Annotated in this window: 15 protein-coding genes; 4 read left to right on the top strand and 11 right to left on the bottom strand. The window is 68.5% G+C overall.

Features of this window, described 5'->3' with window-relative positions; translation table 11 throughout:
• The first annotated feature begins 31 nt into the window (after positions 1-31).
• A complete protein-coding gene (locus tag H4W27_RS08695; RefSeq protein WP_192595575.1) occupies positions 32-304 on the top strand; it encodes a GlsB/YeaQ/YmgE family stress response membrane protein in 273 nt (90 codons plus the stop codon).
• Positions 305-432: 128 nt separating this feature from the next.
• On the opposite strand, the gene H4W27_RS08700 is transcribed toward H4W27_RS08695, so the two are convergent.
• Positions 433-1305, bottom strand: coding sequence for a general stress protein (locus H4W27_RS08700; RefSeq protein ID WP_192595576.1), 873 nt, complete (start codon positions 1303-1305; stop codon positions 433-435).
• Between the two features lie 105 nt (positions 1306-1410).
• Here H4W27_RS08700 and H4W27_RS08705 point away from each other — a divergent pair, with 105 nt between their 5' ends.
• The gene (locus H4W27_RS08705; protein ID WP_192595577.1) at positions 1411-2544 is read left to right on the top strand and encodes an Mrp/NBP35 family ATP-binding protein; all 1134 of its coding nucleotides are present in this window, start codon (positions 1411-1413) and stop codon (positions 2542-2544) included.
• Positions 2545-2632: 88 nt separating this feature from the next.
• Here the strand turns inward: H4W27_RS08705 and H4W27_RS08710 are convergent, their stop codons facing one another.
• Entirely contained in the window at positions 2633-3226 is a 594-nt protein-coding gene (locus tag H4W27_RS08710; protein ID WP_192595578.1) for a Sec-independent protein translocase family protein, read from the bottom strand.
• A gap of 26 nt (positions 3227-3252) precedes the next feature.
• Positions 3253-4149 (bottom strand): hypothetical protein, encoded by an 897-nt coding sequence (locus H4W27_RS08715; RefSeq protein WP_192595579.1) that lies wholly within the window; start codon positions 4147-4149, stop codon positions 3253-3255.
• A 160-nt stretch (positions 4150-4309) separates the two neighbouring features.
• Here H4W27_RS08715 and H4W27_RS08720 point away from each other — a divergent pair, with 160 nt between their 5' ends.
• Positions 4310-4960: an O-methyltransferase gene (locus H4W27_RS08720; RefSeq protein WP_192595580.1), complete on the top strand. Its 651-nt coding sequence runs from the start codon at positions 4310-4312 to the stop codon at positions 4958-4960.
• 59 nt (positions 4961-5019) lie between these two features.
• On the opposite strand, the gene H4W27_RS08725 is transcribed toward H4W27_RS08720, so the two are convergent.
• From H4W27_RS08725 to H4W27_RS08735, 3 genes are all read right to left on the bottom strand, one after another.
• On the bottom strand, positions 5020-5190 hold the full coding sequence (locus tag H4W27_RS08725) for a DUF3117 domain-containing protein (RefSeq protein WP_084479395.1): 171 nt from the start codon (positions 5188-5190) through the stop codon (positions 5020-5022).
• A gap of 100 nt (positions 5191-5290) precedes the next feature.
• Positions 5291-5719, bottom strand: coding sequence for a DivIVA domain-containing protein (locus H4W27_RS08730; RefSeq protein ID WP_192595581.1), 429 nt, complete (start codon positions 5717-5719; stop codon positions 5291-5293).
• Between the two features lie 3 nt (positions 5720-5722).
• Positions 5723-6523 carry an SIR2 family NAD-dependent protein deacylase gene (locus tag H4W27_RS08735; protein WP_225939064.1) on the bottom strand — a complete coding sequence of 267 codons (801 nt, stop codon included), beginning with the start codon at positions 6521-6523 and terminating at the stop codon, positions 5723-5725.
• 77 nt (positions 6524-6600) lie between these two features.
• On the opposite strand from H4W27_RS08735, the gene H4W27_RS08740 reads away from it, so the two are divergent.
• Positions 6601-6999, top strand: coding sequence for a DUF4870 domain-containing protein (locus tag H4W27_RS08740; protein ID WP_192595582.1), 399 nt, complete (start codon positions 6601-6603; stop codon positions 6997-6999).
• Positions 7000-7036: 37 nt separating this feature from the next.
• Here H4W27_RS08740 and H4W27_RS08745 read toward each other — a convergent pair whose 3' ends face one another.
• The 5 genes from H4W27_RS08745 to dnaG form a co-directional block, all read right to left on the bottom strand.
• Positions 7037-7867, bottom strand: coding sequence for an ABC transporter permease (locus H4W27_RS08745; protein ID WP_192595583.1), 831 nt, complete (start codon positions 7865-7867; stop codon positions 7037-7039).
• A complete protein-coding gene (locus H4W27_RS08750; RefSeq protein ID WP_192595584.1) occupies positions 7864-8853 on the bottom strand; it encodes an ATP-binding cassette domain-containing protein in 990 nt (329 codons plus the stop codon). The genes H4W27_RS08745 and H4W27_RS08750 overlap by 4 nt, the downstream gene beginning before the upstream one ends.
• Positions 8854-8929: 76 nt before the next feature.
• Positions 8930-11161, bottom strand: a complete 2232-nt coding sequence (locus H4W27_RS08755; protein ID WP_192595585.1) for a prolyl oligopeptidase family serine peptidase — start codon at positions 11159-11161, stop codon at positions 8930-8932.
• Between the two features lie 109 nt (positions 11162-11270).
• Positions 11271-13970, bottom strand: coding sequence for a phosphoenolpyruvate carboxylase (locus tag H4W27_RS08760; protein ID WP_192595586.1), 2700 nt, complete (start codon positions 13968-13970; stop codon positions 11271-11273).
• Between the two features lie 237 nt (positions 13971-14207).
• A complete protein-coding gene (dnaG, locus tag H4W27_RS08765) occupies positions 14208-16133 on the bottom strand; it encodes a DNA primase (protein WP_192595587.1) in 1926 nt (641 codons plus the stop codon).
• Positions 16134-16152: the final 19 nt, after the last annotated feature.

A 16152-nucleotide genomic window follows, 5' to 3' on the forward strand; every position in this document is an offset into this window, starting at 1 on the left:
ACAGGTTCATAGAACAAAAGGAGGACACACCATGGGAATCATCGCTTGGCTCGTCCTGGGCCTCATCGCAGGTGCCATCGCTCGACTCATCCTTCCCGGCAAGCAGGCGGGCGGATGGATCGCCGCATTGATCACCGGTGTGCTGGGCGCGCTGCTCGGCGGCTTCATCGCCTCCGCAGCGTTCGGCATCGACGTCAATGACTCATTCTTCGATCTGGCCACCTGGCTGTTCGCCATCGGTGGCGGCGTCATCGTGGCCCTCATCTGGCAGGCCATCACCGGCCGCCGCAGCCGCACGGCCTGATCGGACTGACTGAGCAGCCGGCTCCCTGAACCGGCCCTCACGTGGAAGCGCCCCGTCAGCCTGAGCTCTACTGGAGCATCAGGCGGGCGGGGCGTTCTGCATGCGCTGGCGGGGCGACGAGTCCCTGCTCAGCGACGTTCTTCGCCGGGGGTGTTCCTCGCATCGGCGTGCTCCGCAGACTCAGGCTGGTCACCCTGCCAGCCCGACTCCTGCGGACTTGTCTCCTGCGGGGCGCGCACGCCATAGCGGGGGCGCCCGTCCGGCAGGTCGTTGTATCCGGCGGACGGTGACTGCGTGGTCGGAGCCGTCGTCGTCGAGCCCTGCTGTCCGACAGCGCCTGCGTCCTGACCCAGCGGTGCGGACTGGTCCTGACCCTGAGGGGCGGGGCCGCTCTGCCCCTGCTGGGCGGGGTGGCTCTGGGGTGCAGGCCCCTGCGGTGCCTGGGAGTGCGGCGCCTGGGCCTGCGGGGACTGGGCCCGGCCGGTGGGGTCGTTGGAAGAGTTCAGACTCATGACCCCCGCGCCCGCGACAAGCTGCCGGGCCCGGTGGGCGGAGGAGAACTCGCAGACCACGTCGAAGCTCGTGGCCACCAGCTGGGAGGAGGACGCGTACTCGCGGCGTCCCTTGCGCATCGCGAAGCCCAGGACACCGATGATCATCCAGATGGCCATGCCCAGCACCACGGAGAAGCCGAGGTTGTAGATGTTGGCCTCCGGGCTGAAGAGGTAGATGAGCAGACCGATGAACGCACCGAACATCGCGCCCTGCGCCGCGCCGGCGAGCGCCACCCGCGGGTAGGTCAGGCGCGTGCGGATGTGCTCCACCGACCGCAGGTCATTGCCCACGATCGTCAGGGCCTTCACATCGAAGTCCTCTGCCGCGGTCAGGTGATCCACCACCTTCTGGGCGTCCTCGTAGGAGCGGTAGCGGCCCAGCAGCTCACCGCGCGGCAGTCCGCCGGTGTTGAGTCCACCTGTATTCGTTCCAGCATTCATCGACATGGACCCATTGTCTCAGGTCGGCGTGGCTGCTCCGCTGTGCGTCGGTCCTCGGTTCCGCGGCTGGCACCCGCACCCCGGATGTGGTGCCGGCCCTAGACTGGGGCCGTGTCTGATCCCGCCATCACCGAACGCATCCGCCAGCGCCTGCACGAGGTCATCGATCCTGAGCTGCGCCTGCCCATCACCCAGCTGGGCATGGTCGGCGAGATCAGCGTGGACGATGCCGGAGCCGCGCATGTAGGCGTGAAGCTCACCATCGCCGCCTGTCCGATGCGCAGCCGGATCGTCGAGGACGTCACCGCTGCGGCGGTGCGCGCCGAGGGGGTCTCCACGGCCTCGGTGGAGCTCGGTGTGATGACCCCCGAGGAGCGTGCCGCGCTGAAGGATCATCTGCGCGGCGGCGAGACGGGCAAGATCAACCGGTTCGCCCAGCCCGAGAGCCTGACCAGGGTCTACGCCGTCGCCTCCGGCAAGGGCGGCGTCGGCAAGTCCTCGGTGACCGTGAATCTCGCCTGCTCGATGGCGGCGCAGGGGCTCAAGGTGGGCATCATCGACGCCGATATCCACGGCTTCTCCGTTCCGGACCTGATGGGCATCACCGACAAGCCCACCCGGCTGGATGAGATGATCCTGCCGCCGGTGGCCTACGGCGTGAAGACCATCTCCATCGGCATGTTCGTCGAGGGCAACCAGGCAGTGGCCTGGCGCGGTCCGATGCTTCACCGCGCTGTGGAGCAGTTCCTCACCGACGTGCACTTCGGAGACCTCGATGTGCTGCTTCTGGACCTGCCGCCCGGCACCGGGGACATCGCGATCTCCGTGGCCCAGCTGCTGCCCGGTTCGGAGCTGCTGGTGGTCACCACGCCGCAGTCCGCGGCCTCGAACGTGGCCGAGCGCGCCGGCGCGCTGAGCTCCCAGACCAAGCAGCGGGTGGCCGGCGTGATCGAGAACATGGGGCCGATGACCCTGCCCGACGGCTCCAGCTTCGAGCTCTTCGGCAGCGGCGGCGGTCAGCTGGTCGCAGACCGGCTCAGCGAATCCCTGAACACTGAGGTTCCGCTGCTGGGTTCGGTGCCCCTGGACATGCACCTGCGCGAGGCCGGCGACGACGGCGAGCCGGTCGTCCGCTCGGCTCCGGATTCTCCGGCAGGGACCGCGCTGCGCGGCATCGCCGCCCGGCTGGCCGTCCAGCCACGCGGGATCAGCGGCCGCAAGCTCCCCTTCAGCCCCGCCTCCTGAGCGTTTTACCTGCGCTTGCGCGCTCTACCTGGCCCACCGCTGGGCTGGTAGAGCTCGCAGGGCCCGGTAAAACGCTGAGGGGGGAGGGTCAGGTGGCTTCGGCGTCGTAGGGAGCTGCGGCGGGCGGGACCGGCGTCTGGCCTGCGCTGCTGGCTCCCGGGACGTCGTCGCTGCTCGTTGCAGCTCCATCTTCACTCTCCCCCGCGGAGGAGCGGCTTCCTGCCCCGGCCATGCCAGCCGCGACCGCCCCGGTGGAACTGGAGGCGGAGCTGGATGCGGAGCTGGATGCGGAGCTGGCGGGCACCCCGCTGCCCGGTGTCCGCACGGCCCCGCTGCTGCTGCGGAAGAGCTCCCGGGGATCGGTGGCCCGACGCGCCGAGTCCAAGGTGCCGGTGACCGCAGAGCGTGCCTCGCGGAAGTCCTCCGAGTACTCATCGGTGAGCGCCTCACGGATGATGCGTCGCGGGTCGTACTGCCGCGGGTCATACCGCTTCCAGTCGACCTCGTCGAAGTCTGTGCCGGTCTCGTCCTTGAACCGGCCTTTGGCGTCCTCGGCCATGTCGCGGGCCTGCCGGGTCCAGCGCGCCAGATTCCGCGCGTACTGGGGCAGCCGCTCCGGTCCGAGGATGACCAGCGCCAGCACGAGCAGAATGACGAACTCATAAGCGTTGATACCGGTCACAGACCAAGCCTACCCTCGGCGCTGACTCAGTCAGTGAGCCAGTCGAGCAGCTCCTCGAAGCCGCGTTCCAGCCGCTCTGAGCCGGAGGGCACGATCGGCAGGACCTGGACCCTGGAACGGTCAGTGGCCATGACCCAGTTGGAGATCTGTTCGGCGGCGGTCTCAGGCAGATCCGAGCTCACCACATACTGGACCCGGCCGGTCTCCATGGCGGCGGTCCACTGCTCCTTGTCTTCGGAGATGTAGAGCTGGCACTCGTCTCCGGTGCGCAGCGTGATGCTCTCCTGGCGAGCGTCGGAGACATCGACGACGTCGGCCAGCTTGGACTGCAGCGGCGCCATCTCCAGCTCCGCCTGCTCAGGCCTGGTCTCGGAGACGTCGAGGTGATGTTCGCCGTCGGTGAGTCGCACCTGCACGGTCCGGATGCCGGCCACCACGCCGGTCTCTGCATACTCGGTGGCGAGCCCGAATCCGGCCAGGTGAGGCACGGACCAGCCCAGGCTCTTCAGCGCGGAGAGGCTGTCCAGCGGGATCTGCTGGATGTCCGTGGTCTCCGGGGATCCGGGCAGCACGCTGGTGTCGGGATCATCGACGGGGATCAGGTTCAGGTCGTTGCTCGAGATCGAGAGCCCGGGGTCCGGATCTGCGGGAACACCGTCCTGCTGGGTCTGGCTGCTCTGGTCGCTCTGCGGCAGCAGCGACTGCACGGAGCTGATCGGGGGAAGGGCACGTCCACCGATCACCCAGGCGGCCACGCAGACCAGCGCCCCGAGCAGCACCAGGACGAGGAGGGAGAGCGCCACCAGCCACCCGGCACGTGGACGGGTGGCTTCGTGGGTGGTCGTCGCGCCGGGCCAGCCACGGTGCGATTCACCGGTGCTGGCTCCGCGGACCGACGGAGTGCTTGAATCGTGCCTGGTCATCCTGCTTATCATGAGGGGTAGAACTGAGCAGAACCTGAAATTTCTCTGGAAACGTATCACGACCGGGATTCCGTTCCCCGGTGATTACGAGCCGCGCTGGTCCTGACAGAAGAGCGCGCCCCGCCCCTGCACCACCTCATTCCTGTGCGAAGAAGGACCCATGAAAGCTCAGCAGCCCCAGCATCCCGCCAAACATTCGAGCTGGGCCTACGCCGAACAGCATGCCGAAGAGGAACCGGCTATGACGGACGCTCGCCTGCGCGCGGAGGACCTCGGCGTGCGCCCGCCCAGCCAGGGAGTGGCGGCTCTGCTGACCGTCCTGGCGGCCGCCGCGCAGGCCCACACACTGGTGGAGGTCGGCACGGGGGTCGGAGTCTCTGGCCTGGCGCTGCTGCGCGGCGCACGGTCCGACGCCGTGCTGACCAGCATCGACTATGAGGCGGACCACATCCAGGCGGCCCGGGAGACCTTCAGGGACGCGAAGCTCCCCTCCTCACGAGCGCGATTGATCACCGGCAGGGCCGGGCAGGTGCTGGCGCGACTGACCACGGGCGCCTATGACGTCGTCTTCATCGACGCGGACCAGGCGCACTGCCGGGACTACGCGGAGCAGGGCATTCGACTGCTGCGCCCCTCGGGGCTGCTGGTCATCAATGACGCACTGGACCACGACCGGGTGCCCCGACCTGCGGTCCGGGACGATTCCACCCAGACCCTGCGCAGCCTCGAGAGGGCGCTGCAGGATGATGAACGCCTGCACACCTCGATGCTGGGCACCGGGACAGGACTTCTGATCGCAGCTCGCCGCTGAGGCGTGCCGGCGAAGAGTTCAGGCCGGGCGCGCTGGACGCGTCCGGCCTGAACCGATGATCATTCTCCGACAGCCTTGATCAGGCACTGCTTCAGCGCCTGAGCCTCTTCATTGTTGATCTCGAGGACCAGTCGGCCCCCTCCGTCGATCGGCACCCGCATGATCAGGCTGCGCCCCTCCTGAGTGACCTCCATCGGACCGTCGCCAGTACGCGGTTTCATTGCAGCCATCGAGTGCATCCCTTCTGAAGTTCTATAGCGTGCGCGTCCATGCCTGATGCAGAGATCCAGCGCCTGAACTCATTCCATTATCTCGCATCTGCGAGGAATGTCACTCCGCACGCTTAAATCTGGAATCAGAGGCCTCCTCGGGCGCCGGAGATCCGCCCTGGTCAGGGGCGGCTCCACTCACCTCCGGGCGGCCGATATCAGGACCGTACGCTTGTACGAACCTGTCGCTGGAGGGGTCTTCGCGGCGGCGCAGCGCCGCCTCGGCGTCACGAAGCTGCGCGGCGAGCGCATCGAGCAGACGATCCACCTGATCCATCCGGTACCCGCGCACCGCGGAGTCCAGACGCACCTCCTGGAGGTCTTCGGCGGTGATGCTGGCCTGCGCGCGACGCTGCAGCAGGTCCGCGACATCAGAGTCTCCTGCGGCAGGATTCTCCTCCTCGGGGACTGCGGCCCCCTCCCAGCGGCCCAGCAGCGCGGCGGTCACCGCTGCAAGAAGTCCCAGAGCCAGCAGATACAGCCAGAGCATGGCTCAGTCCACCTCCAGGGCCTGGACCAGGGCGGGCAGCACCTCGCCTGCGGGCCCGCGCAGTCGGTGGTGCATGGCATCGCTGAGCTCAGTGGGCTCGGGGTTGATCTCGATCAGCGGGGTCCCCCGCTCCATCCCCAGCAGGGGCAGGGAGGCCGCAGGCTGGACCAGCCCCGAGGTGCCCACCACCAGGATCAGGTCGGCGGACCGCATGGCTTCCGCGGTGTTCTCGAAATCCGCCATGGGCAGAGGCTCTCCGAACCAGACCACCGAGGGTCGGATCAGCCCCTCCTGACAGACCTGGCACACGGGCGGATCCTCCGGCTCCCCGGGTTCGTCCGCGCCGTCGTCATGGGGGGCTGTGATCTGGGCCGGGGCGCCACATTCATGACAGTGATGGGCCGTGATCCGCCCGTGGAGGTGGGCCAGGACCTCGGCGCCGGCGCGTTCATGCAGGTCATCCACATTCTGCGTGGAGATGCTGAGGCTGCCGCCGCCCGCGGCGAGCCGCCGCTGCCACTGGGCCAGCGCCCTGTGTCCGGGATTGGGTGACACCTGTTGGATCAGCGCGGCCCGCCACCGGTACCAGGTGTGCACCAGGGCGGGGTCGTTCTCAAAGGCCTCCGGGGTGGCGAGGTCCTGGGCCGAGTACTGCTCCCAGAGTCCGCGCTGGACCTCACGGAAGGTGGGCACGCCGGACTCTGCGGAGATCCCCGCCCCGCTGAACACCGCCACGTGGCGGGCCGCACGGGCAAGGTCGAGCACCTCGTGCGGAAGGGGCATGGCGGAAGGTTCATCAGGCATGCCCCCACCGTATCCATCCCGCGGCGTCGAGACTACGCTGGACACCACACCGAACCCCGCGACATCACGGAGGAATCATGACTGGGCCCCCACCACAGCCAGGCGCCGAGGGCGCATCGCCGCAGGACCCCCGGCCGGCGCGCGCCGTGCCGGTCAGCGCCGGCGAGGAGCAGGGCTGGGGCGTGGCGATGCACCTGGGCGGCGTGTTCCTCTCCTGGCTGGTGCCCCTGGTGCTCTGGCTGGTCTTCCGGCAGCGCAGCGCGATGCTCGATGACCACGGCAAGGAGGCGCTGAACTTCCAGATCACCCTGTTCATCGCCTACGTCATCGGCACGCTGACCACGATCCTGCTGATCGGCTTCGTGATACTGGCGCTCGCCTGGCTGCTCTCGGTCATCTTCAGCATCATGGCCGCCCTCGCGGCGTATCAGCGCCGTCCCTACCGGTACCCGCTCACCATCCGCTTCATCAGCTGACGCCGGCTCCTCGGGTGCTCACGCTCCTGGAGCCGGATCAGCTCTTGCGGTTGTAGAAGTACATGGAGGCAGGACCGAACACGCCGATGAGCACCACGCAGTAGACCAGCACCAGGGTCACGCTGCTGAACTCGCCGACGCCGGCCATCAGCTCACGGATGGCGGTCACCACCACCGAGACCGGGTTGACCTCCACCGCGCCCTGCAGCCAGCTGGGCATGGTCTCCGGGTCCACAAAGATGTTCGAGGCGAAGGTCAGCGGCATCATGATGAACATCGAGATGCCCATCGCGGCCTGCTCCGTGCGCACCAGCAGGGAGATGACGGTCCAGATCCAGGAGAGGCTGAAGCTGAAGAGCAGCAGCAGCACGAAGGCCACCAGCACTCCGCTGAGCCCGCCCTCGGGGCGGAAGCCCATCACGAATCCCACCAGCAGGATGATCGTGCCGGCCAGGACGTAGCGGATCTGATCGCCCAGCAGCGCGCCGACCAGCTGCGCGGGACGCCAGGTGGGAAGCGAGCGGAAACGGTCGAAGACGCCTTTGGAGATGTCACGGTTGAGCGTGAGCCCGGTGTACATGGTGATCATGATCATCGTCTGCACGAAGATGCCGGGGATCAGCCACTGCACGTAGCCGTCCACGGACCCGGCGATGGCGCCGCCGAAGATATAGGTGAACATCACCGTCATCATGATCGGGAAGACGGTCACGTCGAAGAGCTGCTCCGGAATGTGCTTGATCTTCAGCAGCGCGCGCCAGCCGTAGGTCAGCGACGCGCTGAGCGGGCCGGAGGGGGTGGGTCGCTGGTCTGCCGGGACCAGGACGCTTCTGATCTTCTGGGCCTCGTCCTGCGCCGTGGTGGTCACGCCGCCTCCTCCTGCGCGGCCGCAGCGTCGCCGTCGGTCGCCTCGTGAACTGTCTTGTGACCGGTCAGGGCGAGGAAGACCTCGTCCAGGCTGGGCTGGCCCAGCGCGAAGGTCTCCACGGCCAGCGCGGAGTCCTGCAGAGCGATGAGCGCGGAGGCCGCCCGGGACTCGTCCTCGAGCCGCACGGTCAGCGCCGCCGAGTCCGATTCTCGGATCACCTCGGTCATCAGCGTGCGCCCGAGGATCTCGGCGGCCTCCTCGCGCCGTGCGGGGTCCGCCACCCGGACCTTGAGCGCACCCGTGCCCACCTGGGCCTTGAGCTGTCCGGGGGTTCCCTCGGCGATCACCTTGCCGGTGTCGATCACCGCGATGCGGTCGGCCAGCTGGTCGGCCTCCTCCAGGTGCTGGGTGGTGAGCAGGATCGTGGTGCCCGCCGCCACCAGGGCGCGGATGATGTCCCAGACCTGGTTGCGGCTGCGCGGGTCGATGCCCGTGGTGGGCTCGTCCAGGAACATCAGCTGCGGGGTCACGATCAGCGAGCCGGCGATGTCGAGACGTCGTCGCATGCCGCCGGAGTACTTCTTCACCTGACGACCAGCGGCCTCGGTCAGGCCGAACGCCTCCAGCAGGGTCATGCCGCGGACCTTCGCGTCCCGGGAGCTGTAGCCGAGCAGCCGTCCCAGCAGCATCAGGTTCTCCAGCCCGGTGAGGTCCTCGTCCAGCGAGGCGAACTGCCCGGTCAGCGCGATCTTCTCGCGGATCATCCTGGGCTCGGTGAAGACATCGTGCCCGAGCACCCGGGCCTCGCCCTCGTCCGGGCGCAGCAGAGTGGCGAGCATGCGGATCGCCGTCGTCTTCCCGGCCCCGTTGGGACCCAGGACTCCGTAGATGCCGCCCTGCTCGATGTGCAGGTCGATCCCGTCCACCGCAGCGGTGCTGCCGAACCGTTTGACCAGCCCGCGCGTTTCGATGGCTGGCACGCTCATGCGCAGCGCTCCCCCCTGAAAGTTGTGTCTGGACTGGGACCAAGTCTAGTCCGCGACCCCTCGGACGGAACCCCTCTCAGCCCAGCTGCTGCCAGAGCCATCGGTAGATCAGCGCGTTCATCGTGGCCTGCTGCTCCGGGTTGGCGGCTCCGCCGTGCCCGCCCTCGGTGTTCTCCCAATAGGTCACATCGGCGCCGAGCTGCTCCAGCGCCGCGGTCATCTTCCGGGCGTGACCGGGGTGCACCCGGTCATCCCGGGTCGAGGTGGTCAGCAGCACCGGCGGATAGTCGACTCCCTCAGTCAGGAGGTGGTAAGGAGAGAAGTCCTGCATGAACTTCCAGTCCTGCGTCTCCGGGTCGCCGTATTCGGCGCGCCAGGAGGCACCGGCGAGCAGCTGGGCGAACCGACGCATGTCCAGCAGCGGGACCTGGATGACCACGGCGCCGAAGAGCTCCGGGTACTGGGTGAGCATGTTGCCGGTGAGCAGGCCTCCGTTGGAGCCGCCCCGGCAGGCGAGCTTCTCCACGGTGGTGACGCCGCTGGACACCAGGTCCCGCGCCACGGCGGCGAAGTCCTCATTGGCCCGATTGCGGTTCTCCTTCAGCGCGGCCTGATGCCAGCCGGGCCCGTACTCGCCGCCGCCGCGGATGTTGGCCACGGCGAACACTCCCCCGTCCTCCAGCCAGGCCTTGCCGGCCAGGCCCAGGTAGCTCGGGGTCTGGGAGATCTGGAATCCGCCGTAGCCGTAGAGGATGGTGGGGTGGGGCTCGGGACCGGCGATCTGGGCCGCGCCGCGCACCTTCTCCTGGGCGGGGGTCTCGGCGGCCTGCACCGCCTCTGCCCGGCCGATCAGGAAGTACGGGATCCTCGTGCCGTCCGCGCTGGTCGCGAAGCTCTGCACCGAGGCGAGACCGTCGGCCTCGAACCGCTCAGGGGCCTGTTTGAGCAGCTCCAGGGACGGCTGCTCCCCGGCCCGCAGCGCGGCGAGGTCACCGCGGTAGAGGCTGGTGGGGGTGACCCAGTCATTGCTGGTCAGCCAGACCTCGTCGGACTCCTCCGCGTCCACGGCGCCCACGCTGAGTGAACCGCCGAGCTCGTCGAACACTGCAGCCTCGCGCCACTGGCCGGCGTCGCGCCAGTGCGCCTGCACGCGGTGGATCACGTCCTCGAGCAGGGTCAGCACGAACATCTCGCGGGTCACGGCGACGTTGAGCAGGGCCGCAGACTCGGTGGGCTCGAAGAGCACCGTCAGCTCCGGCTCCCCGGCGAGGAACGACTCGGCGTCGCCCACGATCAGGCTGCCCCCGCGGTAGTCCACGCCGTGGTGGGTGAAGTCAGTGCGCGGACGCAGCACGATCAGATCCCGATGGAAGCCGACCGAGACATCGGTGGGCACCTCGACCCGGGTGAGCGTGTCCTGCGCCTCCGGGTCCAGCAGATAGGTCTCACGGTCATAGAAGCCGAGCAGCTTCACGCCGAAATGTCGTTCGAAGCCCGGCGTGCTGTCATAGCCGACGACGGCGGTCATATGGTCCTGCTCCACGCTGAGGACCGCCTGTGCCTCGGCCAGCGGGGTTCCCCGCCGCCAGCGACGAGCCACCCGGGGATAGCCCGAGCTGGTGACCGCGTCCTCCCCCGCATCATGGGTCATATAGACGGTGTCCAGGTCGATCCAGCTCAGCCCGCCCTTGCCCTGCGGCAGGTGGAAGCCTCCGTCTTCCTCAGCGACGAAGCGCCTGGTGGCGAGGTCGAACTCACGGGTGACATCGGCATCTGAGCCGCCCGGGGACAGCGAGACCAGCGCATGGCGCCACTGGGCGCCGTCGTCGTCTCCGGGGCTCGTCTGGCCGGTGCTGGCCTGGTCGGGGCTCGTCTGGCCGGGGCTCGTCTGTTGGCCGTGGGGGCGCAGCACCTCGGCGCCGTGCCAGACCCAGGTGACGCCCTCATCGGCGCTGAGCGCGTCCAGGTCCAGCAGGATCTCCCACTCGGGGGACTCGCTGCGGTAGGAGTCCTCGGTGGTGCGGCGCCACAGCCCCTGCGGGTGCTCGGCGTCGGTCCAGAAGTTGTAGAGGTGCTCCCCGCGCTTGGTCACGCCCGGGATGCGATCGGAGGCATCGAGGATCTCGCGCAGCTGCGTGCGCAGCGGCTCGAATCCGGCGTCCTTGATCCGTTCCTCGGCGCGGGCATTGCGCTCATGCACCCACTCCAGGGCGGGCTCCCCGTCGACCTCCTCGAGCCACAGGTGCGGATCGGCCTGCTCCGGGTCGCGGTCAGGATCGATCAGGGGCTGCGCAGAGGGGAATGTCATGGTCCAATCCTAGCCACCCGCGTTTTACCTGGGATTACGTGGTCTACCAGGGGCACGGTCGGCTTGGTAGACCACGCAGCGGCAGGTAAAACGCAGAGGGGGGCCGAGATCAGCCGGTGTTCTGCAGGCCTGCCGCCACGCCCTTGAGCGTGATCAGCAGCAGGTTGCGCGGATCGTCGATCTGATCGTCGGCGAGGGTGCCCGAGCGCAGCACACGCAGCGCGCGCAGCTGGATCAGCGAGAGCGCATCCACATAGGGATTGCGCAGCTGCACCGCGCGGCCGAGCACCTGGTGGTTCTCGAGCAGACGCTGCTGCTCGGTGATGGTGAGCACCCATTTGGTGGTCAGATCGAACTCCTCGAGCACCACCTCGGTGAGGTCCTCGCGGCCGCCGAGCGCCAGGTAGCGCCCCGCGATGCGCCGGTCCGTCTTGGCCAGCGACATCTCGATGTTGTCGATCAGCGCGCGGAACAGCGGCCATTCGGCGTAGGCGGTGCGCAGCAGCTCCGGATCGTTCACCGATTCCAGGGCGCTGCCCAGGCCGTACCAGCCGGTCAGGTTGATCCGCGCCTGGCCCCAGGCGAAGTTCCACGGGATCGCACGCAGGTCCTCCAGGGACTCCACCGAGAGGCCGCGCTTGGCCGGACGGGAGCCGATGGCGAGCAGGCCGACCTCGTCCTGCGGGGTGACCTCGGCGAACCAGGGGGCGAAGCCCTCGGCGTTGACCAGACCGTGGAAGCGCTCGCGGGAGACCGCGTCCATCTTCTCGGCCAGCCCGGCATAGCGCTGCGCCGCCTCGGCGTTGCGCCGTTCGGTCGACGGCGCGGAGGCCATCAGAGTGGCCGCCGCGACCTGTTCGATGTGCCGCAGAGCGATCTCCGGGTTGCCGTAGCGGGCAGAGATGACCTCCCCCTGCTCAGTGACCTTGAACCGCAGATCCACCGAGTGCGGGGGCTGCGCCAGGATCGCCCGGTTCGCCGGTCCGCCACCGCGGCCGAGCGCGCCGCCGCGACCGTGGAACTGGGTCAGCGTGATGTCATGCTTGATCGCCCATTCGGCGATCTTCTCCTGCGCCTCGTAGAGCGCGAGGGTGGCCGAGACGGGGCCGACGTCCTTGGCCGAGTCGGAGTAGCCCAGCATGATCTCCATGCGCCGTCCGGTCTCCTGAAGCCGGGCCTGCACGGCCGGGTTGTGCAGCATCTCCTCGAGGATCTCCGGGGCGTTGCGCAGGTCCTCATAGGTCTCGAAGAGCGGAATGACGTCCAGCACCGGGGCGTTCTCGGCGCCGCCGAGGGCCTTCTCCGCCAGGGTGTAGACGTCCGCCAGGTTCTGCGCCGAGGTGGTGAAGGAGACGATGTAGCGCCGGGCGGCGTCCACGCCATAGCGCTGCTGCACCGAGGCGATGGCGCGGAAGGTCTCCAGCACCTCCTCGGCGGGGACCGCCATCTTCTCCACCGAGTCGGGGTCCTCGAGCCAGGCCAGGGCCTGGGCATGGACCTTGGAGTGCTGACGCACCTCCAGCTCTGCCAGGTGGAAGCCGAAGGTCTGCACCTGCCAGATGAGCTCCTGGAGATCGCCGTAGGCCGCGCGGTTCGCGCCGGCCTCCACGAGGGACTCCTGGACGATCCGCAGGTCTGCGATCAGCTCCTCGGGCACCGCGTAGGCCAGATCGGCATTGCGCTCCCGGGTGGCCTGGATGCGACCGGTGATGGCCAGCATCACCTGCCGGTGCGGCTCCCGCGGTGAATGCTGGGAGGCCTGCGCGGCCAGCTCCTCGGAGAGCTGGCGCTGCCTGTTCCAGAGGGTCTCGAGGCGCTGACTCCGCGGGGTGTAGCGGTCATCCAGGGTCAGCGACATGCCGGTTCGCCGGGCCCGTGACTCCAGATCGGCCAGCACCCGGTCCGCGGCCTGGGCCACGGCCTTGCGGGTGATCGTGGCGGTGACGTTCGGGTTGCCGTCCCGGTCCCCGGCGATCCAGGAGCCGAGCCGGATGAAGGCGGGCGCCTTGGGAGCCTGGAATCCGGAGGCCTCCCCCTGCAGCCAGTCGTCCATGCGGCGGTAGGCCTGGGTGAAGACGGAGGAGAAGGAGGAGTCGAAGACGCCCAGGGCCGTGCGCACCTCGTCCAGCGGGGAGGGGCTCGAGACGCGCAGCTGGGCCGTGCGCCACATGTTGTCGATCTCTTCGAGGATCTCGCGGCGGTTCTTCGCCAGCGCGGTGGGTCCGACCCGAGCGTCGTCGCGGACGTCGAGCAGGGCCCCGATGCGCCGCACCGAGGCGGTGATGGCGTTTCGCCGGGCCTCGGTGGGGTGGGCGGTGAGCACCGGGTGGAAGCGCAGCTCCTTGAGCCGCCGCTCGGCCTCACGCTGGCCGACCTCCTCGGCGAGGTGGGTGAAGGCCGCGGCCACCGAATCGGTGGGCTGCTGCTCGGCCAGCGGAAGCTCGCCGTCGCGGGCACGCAGAGTGCGGACGCGGTGCTGCTCCTCGGCGAGATTCGCCAGCAGGAAATAGGACGTGAAGGCGCGGGCGACCTCCTTGGCACGTTCCGCGGAGAACGAGTCGACCAGCTTCTCGGCCTGTTCCAGGGTGTCTCCGCTGGGATCCTCCAGGGCCGCGATGGTCAGTTCCCGCAGCGCCTCGACGTCGGCCAGCAGCCCTTCGGAGCCGTACTCCTCGAGCACCTGGCCCAGCAGGCCGCCGAGGAGGCTCACATCGCGGCGCATCGCCTCGGGCACCTCGTGGGTGGCCTGGATGCGCGTGATGCTTCCGGTGGTCGGCGAGCTCGCCGCGATCGGGTGTTCCTGGGTCATGTGAATCTCCTTCTCGGATGCTTCACGTGACCCCATCGTCACGTCTGGTGGATCTCTCGAACCGCAGCGCGACCTGCCCATGCCTGCGGTGACGTCGTCTCGCACGGACAGGCGGGCCCCGCTCAGGGTGCACTGTGTTCGAGGCAACACGCTATCAAGCCGAGGTCCAGGGCCGAAGTCGATCCGCGTCAGCGCATCCGGCGCGGGAGGGTCAGTCTGCGGCGCTGAGCTGGAGGATCAGGCCCATTCGGCTTCGCGCAGCGCACGACGACGCTGCTCAAGCTCCATCAGCTCGCGGTTGAGCGCCTGGTGCTCCTCCGGGTTCTGGGCCGGGTCCATGCGCTGGAGGCTGCCGAGCAGATTCGCCTTCTGGTGGGTGATCTTCAGCTCCACCAGCCGATTGAGGATCGACTGACAGTACTTCTCCAGATGTTCGTCGGAGTTGGTGGGCAGCGAGGTGACCGCAAGCTCGGAGACGAAGGACTTGATCGGCTCCGGGACCTCATCACGCACCGCGCTGACCCAGTTGCGCGGATCCGAGGCCGAGGCGGCGGCGATGCGCACGCCGTCGTGGATCGCCTGATGCGCCGGAGCGGTGAAGCGGACGGTGAAGATCTCCTCCCACTGCTCGGCGGTCAGATGTGTGGGGTGCTGCAGGATGACCTCCAGCGCCTGCCGCTCCATGAGCACCGCAGGATCGCGGGTGTCGGGACGGACGAATCCGCGCCCGCCGCGCTGCTCCCCCGCCGGATCCATGCGCTGCGGAGACCTGGAGTTCTGACCGTTCCCCTGGTTCGCCGAGGAAGACCTGTCCGCCTCCTGCTGCGGGGAGGGCTGGTGCTTCTGCGCATAGGTGACGGCGCGGGCGACGTCGTCCATCTCTGCTCCGAGCCAGCCGGCGAGTTCGCGGGTGTAGGCCGGGCGCAGCGCGGGGTCCTTGATGCCGCCGACGATGGGGGCGGTGGCGCGCAGAGCACCGACGCGTCCCTCGATGGTGTTCAGGTCGAACTCGCGCAGCTTGGCCCGGATGGCGAACTCGAAGAGCGGCGTCTTGGAGGCGACGAGCTCCTTGACCGCCTCATCGCCGCGGTGCTGGCGGATGTCACAGGGGTCCATGCCCTCGGGGCCCACGGCGATGAAGGTCTTGGCCAGGAACATGTGGTCCTCTTTGAACGCCTTCAGCGCCGCCTGCTGACCTGCCGCATCGCCGTCGAAGGTGAAGATGACCTCACCGGCGCCGCCCTCATCCGAGATCAGCCGCCGGGCGATCCGGATGTGGCCCTCGCCGAAGGCGGTCCCGCAGGTGGCCACCGCGGTCTCCACGCCGGCCACGTGACAGGCCATGACATCGGTGTAGCCCTCCACGACGACCAGCTGGCGCTGTTTGGCGACATGACGCTTGGCGTGCTCGATCCCGTAGAGCACCTGAGACTTCTTGTAGATGGCCGTCTCGGGAGAGTTCAGGTACTTGGGCCCCTTGTCCTCCGCATAGAGGTGGCGCCCGCCGAAGCCCACGGTGTTCCCGGTCATGTCGCGGATCGGCCACATCAGCCGGCCGCGGAAGCGGTCGTAGATCCCGCGGCCCCCGGAGGAGAACATCCCGGTCTCGGTGAGCTCCTCCTCGGAGAAGCCCTTGGCGCGCAGGTGCTTGAGCAGGTTGTCCCAGCCCTTGGGTGCGTAGCCCACCGAGAACTGGGCGGCGTGTTCGCGGGTGAAGCCGCGGCCGGTGAGCATCTCGCGGGCGATCTGCGCCTCGGGGCTCTGCAGCGCCTGCTGGAAGAACTCATCGGCGATCTTGTGCGCGTCCAGCAGCCGCTGCCGGCGGCCGATCTCGGCCTTGTCCGGGCCCTTGCCGCCGTCCTCGTAGCGCAGCTCGATTCCCAGCCGCCCGGCGAGCTTCTCCACGGTCTCCTGGAAGCTGGTGTGCTCCATGCCCATGAGGAAGGCGATGACGTCGCCGGATTCCCCGCAGCCGAAGCAGTGGAACGTCCCGACCTGGGGGCGGATGTGGAAGCTGGGTGAACGCTCGTCATGGAAGGGGCACAGGCCCTTCCAGGAGCCGATGCCGGCGCCCTTGAGCGTGACGTACTGCTCGACGACCTCGCGAAGGTCCGCACGCTCGCGCACGGCGTCGATATCTTCGCGTTTGATCAGTCCAGCCATGGTCCTAATCTACTCGGCG

Source organism: Nesterenkonia lutea, assembly GCF_014873955.1.
GTDB classification, from domain to species: Bacteria; Actinomycetota; Actinomycetes; order Actinomycetales; family Micrococcaceae; genus Nesterenkonia; species Nesterenkonia lutea.